The following is an 11,447-nucleotide window of genomic DNA, read 5'->3' as shown; positions in this document are numbered from 1 at the left end:
AAACCAGCGGGATGCTTTGACCCATGTCGCTCCCGATTTGTGCGAGCAATTTGCAGAACCGGCGACCAAGCCGCTCATCCTTAAACTCGCATCCCGCAACTTCCCGATCAACCCACGTCTCGATACCAGTCGTCAATCGCTGAGCACGCGCCCCGGCACGTTCCTTCACCAAGCCCATCGAGCACCCCGCGCTTCCGAATCAGGTGCTCAACAACGAATCACAACAGATTCTACCGATTCAAGATTTCGCCCGCGGCGCCTCGCTCAAATCCGACGTCAAATGTGGGTAATTGAAAGCTCAGCTTGCCGCTTACATCTCACCGCTTCTTGCTAACATTTACTTGCACTACGTCTTCGACCTCTAGCCTCGTCAGTGGCGAAGTAAGTCGGCAAAAGGGAATGTCATCGTCGTCCGCTATGCGGACGACAGTGTCATGGGCTTCGAAACGAAGTCCGAGGCCCTGCACTTTCTTGACGCACTGCGTGAGCGGATGACGAAGTTCGGTCTGTCGCTGAATGAGGAGAAGACGCGGGTATTGGAATTTGGACGGTACGCGGCCGAGCGCCGCGCACGCCGGGGGCAACGCCGCCCGGAAACGTTCGACTTCCTGGAGTTCACGCACATCTGCGCGGTGACCCGGATAAACCCGCACTTCATAATCCGGCGCGTGACCATCGCCTCTCGCTTGCGGGCGGCGCTGAGTGCGATACGGCACGACCTGAAACGCCGCCATGCGCCTATCGGTGAGACCGGCGTTTGGCTCCGTCGCGTGATGCAGGGATACCTGAACTACCACGGCACTTAAGCGATGCGGCTCGCTGCTGCAATCGTGGCCTTATGCAGCGGGCATTATGCCGGGCCGGCTTGCTGCCTTTGCCTTCGTGCCCGGTATCAGCAATGGCGGCAATGAGCTGACCGCTCGACAAATGCTCCGCTTCTACCGAAGGCGAATTGCTTCAGAATTGGCCGATCAGGCGATCTTGGGGAAGTATTAGGCGACCGCCCCAAGCTCTTCACCTATATCAATTTATAGATCGATTCGACTGCTCACCGCTGATGTTGTTGTATCTTGAGATTATCCAATAACTTCGATCCTTCGCTGAATGACCTCGACCAGGATCGCTCTACCAAGTCTAGATAGCTTTTCAGCAACTCGGAGGGACTTTTGACCTCGGCAACCACTTTTAGAAAATTGGCGTGATCGTGCAAAGAGGAAGCAGTCAATCTCAACCCGTCTTTCAACGTCGCCGCGAAGAAGTTTGTCGTTGCTTCAATCGACTTCTGCCATTCTGGAAACACGAATGAACCGCGCGAGGCTGGCGTCGACTCTTTAGTGTGCTCGGCGGCGCCCCCTGGCCCAGTGGGCGATGCCTGGGCCACTTGTGGCCCTTGTTGTGTACGGCGTTTCTCGTCTTCGGCTATACTCGTTGCCATTGTACGTCTCCTCTCTGAAGAACTGTAACGTTGTGATGTCTCGCGGCTCAACGCCCATCAATCCTCAGAGGGTAACACCGTCTCCAATATGTGGTACTTACCTCTTTTGGTAGGTTTGATCGCAAGGACTGACTTCACAACGACATACAACGTGAGCATGCTAGTGGCGGAGATTTTAGGCTGCCCGACTCCGGTAGGTGCCCCGATGGCAACTAGGTGACCCCGATGGCAACTTTGCGGCGATAGTATTCGCGAGCAGAGGCGATACAGATCCCTCACCGCCTCCGTCCAGAACGCGAACGTAGGTCGCCACACAGGCACCATCGCGGTCAGTGAGGATTGGTTCGAGAGGCAGGGCGCAGAAGTACGATGCGAGATCGCTCGCATGGTGGCGATTTTGGTTTCAAGGGGCTTCTCGGTTTGGATCGGCCGAGAGTGTGTGGTGTATTTTGCGAAGATAGATGCGCAGGCGTGGAGCAAACGCGCTTATTGGTCGTGCTTTGAGAGTAGGTGTTCCAGACGGGGGAAAGGTCTAAAAATGGCATATCGGCAAAGCCGTTGTAGGTGCTAAGCAGCGCCTAGGGTAGAAGCAGGTTGATCGAACTAGCGCTACTTTGGCTGATTTACTGATGCCCCCTATTTTTCACGGATTCGTCTTTTGCAGTGTTAGCGATCGAAGAATGAGATCGAGGATCGCGTGGCCTACGCTTGGCAGGCTAGGCTGACGCGGCGGTCCGTTGATTCGTTTTTTCATCCCACTTGTGTGAGGCGACGATGTTGCAAGAAGGCGTAGGCGATCATAGTCATCAGCGCGCTGCGAAAGACCTTGCCAGGATCGTCCCTCTAAGTGATCAAGTCCGAGTTCTTCTTTCAGCTGCTGATAGGTCTGTTCGCAAATCCATCGTGCCTTGATGGTGGCGGCTAGTGTCCGCAGATCTGTCGCGGCGGGTAGGTTGGCGAGATAGTAGTTTTTCTCCCCGGACGCGCGTTGCTCGCCGATGAGTCAAGCTTCGTCGCCTGGCCGCCCACAAGCCGGTCGGCCTGATTGAGCAGTTCCGCTTCCTGCGGTGTCGCGTCCCAGACACCATCGGCGATGAAATTGACCTGCCCCTGAGTATTTCCTCCAGATGGAGTTAGAGTCCGGCCTGAGCAAGGACGGACAGATGAAGCGAGCAAGGTTCACGGAAGAGCAGATTATCGCAGTGTTGAAGGAGCATGAGGCCGGAGCGACGACAGCCGATCTGGCTCGCAAACACGGGGTCTCGGAGGCGACGATCTACAATTGGAAGGCCAAGTTCGGCGGCATGGAAGCTTCCGAAGCCAAGCGGCTGAAGTCGCTGGAGGAGGAGAACGCGAAGCTGAAGAAGCTGCTGGCCGAGCAAATGCTCGATGCGGCGGCACTGCGCGAGCTTCTGTCAAAAAAATGGTAGGGCCCGCCGCCAAGCGCGCCGCTGTGGCGCACCTGAAGGCCGTGTTGGGCCTGTCGGAGCGACGGGCCTGCATGATCGTCGGCGCGGATCGGAGGATGATCCGCTACCGATCTTGCCGCGCTGCGGATACGGAGCTTCGTGTTCGGCTGCGCGACCTCGCCCACGAGCGCCGACGGTTCGGCTACCGTCGGCTGTTCATCCTGCTGCGACGAGAGGGCGAGCCATCAGGGCTCAACCGCATTCACCGGATCTATCGGGAAGAAGGACTGACGGTCCGCAAGCGGCGGGCTCGCCGCAAGGCCATGGGGTGCCGGGCGCCGATCCCGGTGGAAGCGAAGCCGAATGCGCGCTGGTCGCTGGACTTCGTCCACGACCAGTTCGCCAACGGGCGTCGCTTCCGCATCCTCAACATCGTCGACGATGTCACCAAGGAATGTCTGGGCGCCATTCCTGACACATCGATCTCGGGCCGGCGTGTGGCGCGGGAACTGACGACGGTTGTCGCGCGGCGCGGCAAACCCGGCCTGATCGTCTCCGACAACGGCACCGAGCTCACCTGCAACGCCATGCTCGCCTGGTGCAAGGAAACCGGCATCGACTGGCACTTCATCGCACCGGGCAAACCGATGCAGAACGGCTTCGTCGAGAGCTTTAACGGCCGGATGCGCGACGAGCTCTTCAATGAGACGCTGTTCTTCGATCTCAACGACACCAGGACCAAACTCGCGGCATGGGTCGCCGACTACAATGGCGAGCGACCTCATTCCTCGCTGCAATACCTCACGCCCGCGGCCTACGCCGCCACTCTCACCGCAACGGACGCTCGGCTGCGCACCCCCGACCAGCTTCGCCGATCGCCCGTTGCTTTTACCGCGCCGCAAGGCGTACAAGCCCCCGAGACTCTAACCGCCGCTGGATGAAAATTCAGGGGCAGGTCAAAATGGTGCAACTGATTACCCGTCGCAAGGCGCTCGCCTTCGGCTGAACGCTTTTGCGATCACCAGGGCCGATCAATCCCGCAACGTAAAGCGGACACATCCGCTGTCGGGTCTTATGAACCATCCAGGAATGGCTTCAACCACCGTCCAAGCTCGTCTTCCCATTTCGCCATGGTCAGCCCTCCAAGAGCCGACCACCCATGAATCATTTGTGTCATGACGCAAAGATGGGACCGTTCCACCGATGGCGTTTGACGCCCGGTCAATGAAAGATCGCAATGACAATCGGAGGGCCTCGGCATAAGGCCGCGCAGCCAAATCCGCGGAGGCAGCATGAGCGGCCGTTGAATAGGGGCTGCTGTACCCGCTGGACGTACTTCATATGGCTCAAACGACTGCCATGCGTCCGTCTTCTGCATCGATAACCAAGATCAGCAGTTGATGAGACGCAAGACATGCGCCCATGAGCGGCATGCTCGGCGAATAGAGGCCACCAATTCTGGCAGGTGCCTCGAGGGCGTTCGTTGGCGATACTGCCGGATCATCATCGCTTGGCTTGGTCGCTTATTGATTGACCCTCGTGAGGGCCAGGTCTGTTTGAGGTGCGACGGCGTGCGGGCGGTCGTCAGCAATCGCCCGCACGCTTTTCCGTCGCGTCGGCCTCACTGTGCTCTGTCGATACCGCACCGTTTGGCTCTACTTCTGCACGGTGCCGTGGCATGCGAGTTGTTGAGAGGCTTATCTGCTTGGCTGTTTATCTTCACGCAACACGGACCAAGCTTAGCGTAGCAAACTCCGCGCGGGCGGTCTCCAGACGCCCGCGCGTTTTTTCGTAGTCGCAGGCCGCGCGGCCGGCCACAGGTGTACTGTGGAGATTGTTCCGTGACCCGTGATGAGGCTTTAAAGAACGCGATAGAGGCGCTGAAGGAATGGTCCGAAGGGAAGGCCGATACGAGCGTCGTACTTGCCGCGATTGCGGAGCTTATGGCGACTAGGCCGCCACCAAGGCCGCCGTCAAGACCGGAGCTCTCTTCATAAGGAATGTGTTGAAATGGACAGGCTTAAATTTATCCCGGCTTTCGAGGCAGCTATTCGCTCTGCCGACTCTGAGAAGCTGGCCGCACTTCGGGAGATCGTCCGCCAGCGAGGAGGCCCCGACGAGTTCGCGAAGACGAGCACAGAGCTTGTACGCAAACATCCGCTTACACTCTTAAGGTTGATCAAGATCATCTGCGACACGGCGCATGAGGAGCATCGCTCATGAGAGGGTAAGCCGATGAAGCGCAAGCCACAATCGCGCTTTGTTCGTTGATGGCTTGGCCAGGATGGCTGCGCGATGACAGATAGCACTGACAACATCACCCCGGACATCGGACCGGCTTCCATCGACCTGACCGGCATTTACATGACAGCGGTTCAATTGGCCGCGCACTTCAAGAGTACGCCTGCAAACGATCGTCCGTTGGACGGAACGTCCCAGCTTTCCATGCGCGAGCACTTCCGCCGGAGAGGCAGCTTGGCGTGTGACAGAACTGCAAGAATGGAACCGCTGGCGTAAACGCGCATACCGCGCCGCGCTGCGAGCGCAGGTCGAGCGATCAGCTGTTCCGCGCGCCTCTTTCGCGCAAGATGATCGTCCAAGCGGATGGCCCGCTTGCACCTGCGCCCAGTAAGCAGCATGACCGGCGCACGAAGCCCAAAAATAGCCGCTGATCGTACCAGATCGGCGACCATAGAGAGGGCGCACGCAGTTAATCGCACGCGCTACAGTCGATCCACGGCCCAACGCCGCCCGCTTAAAATACATGCGGACGGCGTTGGCTCTAGCCCCAGGAGGCTGTATGCAGAATCCTGACCTGGACCAAGTATGGAGGAGGGGGCACGCCTTCGCCATCCGTGTGACTCCGGTACTACCCAGTGAGTAGGGAGGCTGTGCCGCGAGGTCTAGGGTCGCGGGCGACTAAGTTACTCCGGCCTCAGCGCGTATCGGGGTGATCCGGACAATGGTAACCGATTCGAGTGCGGAATTGATGGAGCCGGCGCGGAGATCGCCCCGCATGTGGTTGGCGGCGTGAAGCTACATGGCTAAGCGTTCGGTGTTTAGGACTTTACGGGCCGATTCAGAGATTCAGCCAGGCGTCGTTCGAGATCAGCCTCACGCTCCGCAATGGGGCGATCGAAAAAGTTGTCACGGGCAACAACTCCGTGAGCCTCGTCTGTATGATCTATGTTGCAGTCCGTGAAGGCGCAGCCGGTGAAGGCGAGTTGTTCGGCGCTGTTTTCAAGCACGATGGTACACTTCATGAAGGTGCAGCCATCAAAGCGGGCAAAATGAATCTGGCCGCGGAAATCAAAAGTCTCAGCGTAAAAGGTATCATTCCAGAATACGTGTTCTTCGTGGATATCGGCCACTCTGTCGCCTTTAGCCCGCCGTGCCGCTGAGTTGCCTTCCGTCGAGCCCTTCGACGCGACCGTCAAATACCTTGAACCGACCGCGAAGCTGTTGGCCAGTTTAACGTTCCCGAACTCCTCGGCAAGCGTGAGGTTCGCGACCGCTTCAAACTCTTTGGCTGTGAGATTGCGGCCGCGTTCCCTGTTCAATTCGCTGAGCAGGCCTTTACGGTCGCGCCTCATTTTTCTTTAACTCATCAGTGATTGCTTGCGCGCTTCACCGGCCTAGTTTGCACATCGTTCTCACCGGAAGATTGTCGATCAGTGAGCGGCGCCGTGAAGAGCGTTGTACTGCTGGTCAATCTTGCGCCATTCCAGATCGACATCGGGAAGATCTCTCGGAACCAATATGGCAGTGAGGCTCCGCAATTGCGATGCCGCGCGCGCCTGTATCCCTCCGACAAATCCAGGGCGACGCGATGATCTTTTCCCGAATGCAGTTGGTGGTGCGCGAGCAAAAACTGCTGGCGTGAAAGCCCTTGGTAACTGAGCGCGAACCGTGAAATGGGATCGAGCATTTTGCCCCCTCGGTGACCATCCCCAAGCAAATAGGGGGCGCTCAGAGCTTTGCGTGCGGATTCCGACGATGTCGCCCGGGTGTACCGATTTGAAGTCGCCGGGGGATTGCGAGACGATGTCGCCCACTTCTTCGATTTGATTTCGCCCGGGGCGAGGCGTTCTGGCCGGTTGGTTCTTTGGCATCGGGCAAGCCGCGTGGTCAATCTGGAATCGCGGCTCGAATCTGTTTTTCTTCTTCTGCGGTTGCTGTGGGCATGTGGGCAACGCCCTGGGCGTTGTCCAAGCGCAGCGCATGTCCACAGCGCCACGGGCTCAGGCCTTCGGGCGGATGGCCGGGTTCGACGCAAGCTTTCGCCGGAGAGATCGAGCCGATGGGCGCAGTGGACGAGGCGATCGAGGACGGCGTCGGTCGCCGATGACGAGATCGTCTCGGAACGGGTGGGCGACATCGAGCGGAATCCGCACCCCATACACCGCAGGCTGATGCCTTCCCCCAAGATTTGGTAGGTTGAAGTTTGTTGGACAGCGCCCTTTGATAACCAATGATCCGACGACCTGCAGGCCGAAAGACAGGCCAACGTTTGCCGGAAACGGCGCGGATTTCGGCGAAAGTTGCTTCGGGCTGTTGCGACAATGGAAGCGGTAGGACACACGGATGTTCCGCACTCTCTTTCTGATTCTGATCGCCTCAACTTTTGTCCTCACGACAAGATCGGACGCTCAAGGCACCGACGCCAATCCCATCTATCTTGACCAGGGTGTGGATTGGACCGCGGCAGCGAGAGTTGACTTCTATTCGCGCGATCAGGGCTCGCGTTTGATTGCGTTGTCTTGGATGCAGGCGCTGAAGCAAAGGAACGGACAGCCATTCCTCGCGGATGGTTTGTCACGGTACGGTTATCTACCGAATCCTGCAAACACGGCCAATCTTCCCGTCGGCTTTCACGCTTCTGGCCCTCAAGACTTCCAGGTCGTCGGAATGACCTGCTCAGCCTGTCACACGCGCCAGATCGAAGCTGACGGCAACGTGTATCGGGTGGATGGCGGTCCGGCGTTTGTAGACTTCTACGCATTGCTTGGCGATCTGGACAAGGCTGTGGGCGACGTGATTGCTAGCGACAGCTCGTTCGCTCCGTTTGCTGCAGCTGTCCTGCGCTCCACAACGCCGGACGCGGCCGACGTTGTGGACCTTCGTCGACAGGTCGAGGGGTGGTACTTGCGGTTTCACACGCTTATTGTGCGCGCGCTGCCCAAGACCAGCTGGGGAGTTGGCCGTCTGGATGCTGTGGGGATGATTTTCAACCGCATATCCGGGCTGGACATAGGCCCGCCCCCCGACTTCATGATCCCGGAAAACATGAAAACCGCGGACGCTCCCGTGAGATACCCATTCCTTTGGAATTCGCCGCGGCAAGACAAGACGCAATGGCCTGGATTCGCAAACAATGGAAATGACATCTTGGGGCTGGCTCGGAACGTTGGCGAGGTTCTGGGGGTGTTCGCTACGTTCGAGCCGAAGCGTCAGGGCGCGATCGTCCATTTCCTTGACAATAATTCCACCAATTTCGACGGCCTGAGCGAGCTTGAAAACTTGGTGAAGCGGATCGGCCCTCCGAAATGGCCCTGGAAGATTGACGCTGCGTTAGCCGCGCGGGGCAAAGCAATTTTTGAAAGTGATTCCGCTGAAGCGGGATGTAGCGGGTGCCACGGGATTGAAGACGGAGAGCAACGCTTTCCATTCATTAAAACGTGGAGAACTCCGGTCGAGAACGTTGGTACCGATACACGAGAATACGACATCCTCGCCTGGAAAGCGAATACGGGCGTGCTGAAGGGAGCGTACATTCCCTTCGCGACCGCCCCCCTCAAGGAGAACGATGAGATTCTTAACATTCTTGCGACCTCGGTCATTGGTTCGATCGCGGAACACCTGTTGGCCGGCGGCGCCCCTTCAACCAATGCCCGGGTGGCAGCGGCGCCAGATCCGGGATCGTCGGACACACCGGAGTCTCTGGGGCTGGTGCGACTACCGCCAACGCTGCAGGATCTGCTGACGGCTTTCGATACTGCCAGCGCCTCGGAAGCAATCAAAAAGGCCAGGCGGCAGGGAGCAGAACGAGCGTCTCACACTCGGCTCCCTCCGCGGGGCTCCTACGAGGCTCGTGTTCTGCAGGGTATTTGGGCCGCCGCACCTTATCTCCATAACGGATCGGTCCCTACGCTGGCGGAATTGCTCAAGCCATCAGGGCAGCGCAAATCGCAGTTTAGCGTCGGACGGAAATACGACATTGAAAACGTTGGTCTTGCTGCCACCCAGGATCCGCTGAGCGACAATCTATCCGTGACGGATTGCAGCAATATCAACTCTGGAAATAGCCGATGCGGCCACGAGTACGGGACAAGTTTGAGCGATCAGGACAAAAAGGCGTTGCTTGAATACCTCAAGACACTGTGACCCTCTTAGGCCCCCCTCTTTGACCGGGCTTCCAACATGCTGCCGGTTCCAGTTTCGTTTGCGCAAAAAGACCCTCATTCGCCGAGTTCTCGCTGTCGGCGCGAGCATTGGAATGGACATCTGATCCAGCGCAGCTGCTCAAGGTCGCACGAGTGTGACCCAACTCCTGCCCTTCTGCCGTATGCGTCGCTTGTGTGTAAGAAAAGAGGTTCCACATGCTCCCAATTTCAACAGCGCATGACAAAGAATGCGTTCGCTGTGGTTCTGGATTAGTCACCCTTGAGTGGCACGAGCGCGTCTCCGCGAATGAAGCTCAGGATCTTTGGCGCTGCTGGAACTGCAAACACCAGTTTGTCTCCGTCGTCACTTCAGATGAGAGAGAGCTCTCAGCGGCAGAGATTACAAGACCATTCTTTACGAGCCTGCTCGTCTGACCAATGACGCCCGAGCAGGTCGACCTTATCAGGACATCATTTGACGCGATGTGGCCGATCCGCCGCGACCTCGCTGACCTGTGCTACAACAGGTTCGTCGAACTAGCTCCTGACGCAAGACAAATGTTCGGCGGCGATACTGAGAAGCAGCGGATGAAGGTGCTGGATATGATCACGGCGCTGGTCGCCTCGCTCGACGAAGGACCGATGTTCCAATCGCTGATCGCGATTTCCGGTCACAAGCACGCCAGACTTGGCGTTCAGCCATCGCACTTCGTCGCAATGGGCGAGGCGTTGATATGGAGCTATGAACGCAAATTCGGCGCTTATTTCACCCCTGAGCTGAGAGAGTCCTGGCAAACACTTTACGCCACCACCCAGAACGAGATGCTGCGCGCGACTGGCCGGCGTAGTTCGTTTTGACAATGGCGGATGCGACACCCATAGGACGTACGTCACTGGCACAACGCTGGTCTGTGGAGTTGACAGCTCAACATGCTCGGACAAGCCGTTTCTCGAGCCTTCATCGCGGTCGGATTTGGCATGTGACGTGGGGTTCGCAGTGGCAGATCGGCGGGATCGCGAGTGAACGGAGTCGGCCGGACGGGACGAGCGCCCGAGGGCAGAATCTGCTCCCGCTCGAAGAGCCTGATATTGTGCTTCCGAGCTATCCAGTCATGCACATCCTCTCGTCTGCCACGGTAAGGGGCCCCGTGGGTGCGACCGTTGCTCGTGCTCTTGAGCCGACATTCCGCGATCCGCCGATTTGGAAAGTCTCCAAGGCGCGTATCGATGAATACTTGCGCGGAGTTGGACCGCTCAGTGTGTCCGCAACTACTTGCCGATCGAATATTCGATCTCGACTTATGTCTCGTTCATACCTGCTTTGGGATCGGCGTGGCCAGTGGTTCGCGCAATTCCCCGAATATTAGCCAGCGTTCCCGTGCCGCCCGTGATATACGAGACAGTCGTGCCACTAAGCGTTCCCGGCCCTCCGCTATGAGCGAGCACAGTTCCTCGGGTGAAGAGCTTGTCGCCATTCTCGAAGGCATAGACCGTGTATATGCTGCCGGGACCATTATTGTCGACGTAGTCGGAAACGCCACGCGTCCACGTTTCCTTGATCTTCAAACCATGGACGACAGGAGCGTTAGTCGGAAAAGTGCGATAAATTTCAAATGAACTCGCCTGAGCCCGCGACGTCGCCGACGTCGAGAAACTTTGTTGTGTGTATTTTGCATTTCCGCGCCCGCTTTGTAGGACACTCGCTGCGTCTGTTGCGCGAACGCGATCGCTGATCGGGACGGTGACACAGCAGAGCTGATGTCGTTAGAATGGTAGCGCGTCGTATCATGGCAACCTCCTGGACTAGCAACCGAACGCCTTTGTGACGTTCCGGCCTCGTGATTTACGGCGCTATTTCGCGGTAACGCTAAACGCAGAGTTGTCCGTGCCCGTGACGCGTGCGTCAACGTTTCGTTCCGTCCTAGTCGTTCGTGAAGAACTGGCGGCAGCGCCCGGCTCAAGCGGTGTTTCGAGCCGGGACGGTCTCGAAGAAGGCTCGGATGATGACACGCAAGAGCTCTGCGAGCCATCGCAGCAGCAGGCCGAAGTTATAGCCGGCAGCGGCGAGAACAGCGTTGATGCGGTCGCCGAGGCGTCCCTTGAGATAATTTCTGTCCATGCGGTGCTCGGCCTTGACGTGGCCGATGACGGGCTCGACAGCCGCGCGACGCTTCATCTCGCGACGGATGGAAGCTGTGACGCGGCGGACCTGACCCGAGA

At 58.1% G+C, this 11,447-nt stretch carries 9 protein-coding genes and 3 pseudogenes; 5 read left to right on the top strand and 7 right to left on the bottom strand.

The genetic code is table 11. The features are described 5' to 3' along the window. A partial coding sequence (locus J6525_RS44745; RefSeq protein WP_225647044.1) for an IS4/Tn5 family transposase DNA-binding protein occupies positions 1-178 on the bottom strand: 178 nt, incomplete at its 3' end. 205 nt (positions 179-383) lie between these two features. On the opposite strand from J6525_RS44745, the pseudogene J6525_RS44740 reads away from it, so the two are divergent. Next, positions 384-806, top strand: a pseudogene (locus J6525_RS44740) (reverse transcriptase domain-containing protein); the annotation flags it as partial. Positions 807-1,048: 242 nt separating this feature from the next. Here J6525_RS44740 and J6525_RS44735 read toward each other — a convergent pair. Next, complete coding sequence (locus tag J6525_RS44735; RefSeq protein ID WP_141343466.1) at positions 1,049-1,435, bottom strand: hypothetical protein; 387 nt, start codon at positions 1,433-1,435, stop codon at positions 1,049-1,051. Positions 1,436-2,151: 716 nt separating this feature from the next. Continuing rightward, a pseudogene (locus tag J6525_RS44730) lies at positions 2,152-2,456 on the bottom strand (transposase); the annotation flags it as partial. 142 nt (positions 2,457-2,598) lie between these two features. On the opposite strand from J6525_RS44730, the gene J6525_RS44725 reads away from it, so the two are divergent. Then, a protein-coding gene (locus tag J6525_RS44725; RefSeq protein WP_225649408.1) for an IS3 family transposase occupies positions 2,599-3,785 on the top strand; the annotation gives its coding sequence in 2 pieces (ribosomal slippage) (positions 2,599-2,851 and positions 2,851-3,785; 1,188 coding nt in all). Positions 3,786-3,802: 17 nt separating this feature from the next. Here the strand turns inward: J6525_RS44725 and J6525_RS44720 are convergent. Further along, positions 3,803-4,012 (bottom strand): annotated as a pseudogene (locus tag J6525_RS44720) (IS701 family transposase); the annotation flags it as partial. 1,127 nt (positions 4,013-5,139) lie between these two features. On the opposite strand from J6525_RS44720, the gene J6525_RS44715 reads away from it, so the two are divergent. Then, positions 5,140-5,361 (top strand): hypothetical protein, encoded by a 222-nt coding sequence (locus J6525_RS44715; protein WP_225649407.1) that lies wholly within the window; start codon positions 5,140-5,142, stop codon positions 5,359-5,361. Positions 5,362-5,903: 542 nt separating this feature from the next. Here the strand turns inward: J6525_RS44715 and J6525_RS44710 are convergent. Continuing rightward, positions 5,904-6,437, bottom strand: a complete 534-nt coding sequence (locus J6525_RS44710) for a hypothetical protein (RefSeq protein ID WP_225649406.1) — start codon at positions 6,435-6,437, stop codon at positions 5,904-5,906. A gap of 14 nt (positions 6,438-6,451) precedes the next feature. Further along, positions 6,452-6,772, bottom strand: coding sequence for a hypothetical protein (locus tag J6525_RS44705; RefSeq protein ID WP_225649410.1), 321 nt, complete (start codon positions 6,770-6,772; stop codon positions 6,452-6,454). Positions 6,773-7,428: 656 nt separating this feature from the next. Here J6525_RS44705 and J6525_RS44695 point away from each other — a divergent pair. Next, positions 7,429-9,228 carry a di-heme-cytochrome C peroxidase gene (locus tag J6525_RS44695; RefSeq protein ID WP_225649405.1) on the top strand — a complete coding sequence of 600 codons (1,800 nt, stop codon included), beginning with the start codon at positions 7,429-7,431 and terminating at the stop codon, positions 9,226-9,228. 437 nt (positions 9,229-9,665) lie between these two features. Next, complete coding sequence (locus J6525_RS44690; protein ID WP_225649404.1) at positions 9,666-10,085, top strand: globin domain-containing protein; 420 nt, start codon at positions 9,666-9,668, stop codon at positions 10,083-10,085. A gap of 1,099 nt (positions 10,086-11,184) precedes the next feature. Here J6525_RS44690 and J6525_RS44685 read toward each other — a convergent pair. Beyond that, positions 11,185-11,447 (bottom strand): transposase (locus J6525_RS44685; RefSeq protein WP_512699755.1); only part of this gene is annotated, 263 nt, incomplete at its 5' end.

The organism is Bradyrhizobium australafricanum (genome assembly GCF_020329495.1).
Taxonomy (GTDB): Bacteria; Pseudomonadota; Alphaproteobacteria; order Rhizobiales; family Xanthobacteraceae; genus Bradyrhizobium; species Bradyrhizobium australafricanum.
This window is presented reverse-complemented; position numbering and strand designations above follow the sequence as displayed.

Bases quoted from the DNA above. Each gene is read 5' to 3' on its own strand.
- J6525_RS44735 (WP_141343466.1), bottom strand. From the start codon at position 1,435: ATGGCAACGAGTATAGCCGAAGACGAGAAACGCCGTACACAACAAGGG.
- J6525_RS44715 (WP_225649407.1), top strand. From the start codon at position 5,140: ATGACAGATAGCACTGACAACATCACCCCGGACATCGGACCGGCTTCC.
- J6525_RS44710 (WP_225649406.1), bottom strand. From the start codon at position 6,437: ATGAGGCGCGACCGTAAAGGCCTGCTCAGCGAATTGAACAGGGAACGC.
- J6525_RS44705 (WP_225649410.1), bottom strand. From the start codon at position 6,772: ATGCTCGATCCCATTTCACGGTTCGCGCTCAGTTACCAAGGGCTTTCA.
- J6525_RS44695 (WP_225649405.1), top strand. From the start codon at position 7,429: ATGTTCCGCACTCTCTTTCTGATTCTGATCGCCTCAACTTTTGTCCTC.
- J6525_RS44690 (WP_225649404.1), top strand. From the start codon at position 9,666: ATGACGCCCGAGCAGGTCGACCTTATCAGGACATCATTTGACGCGATG.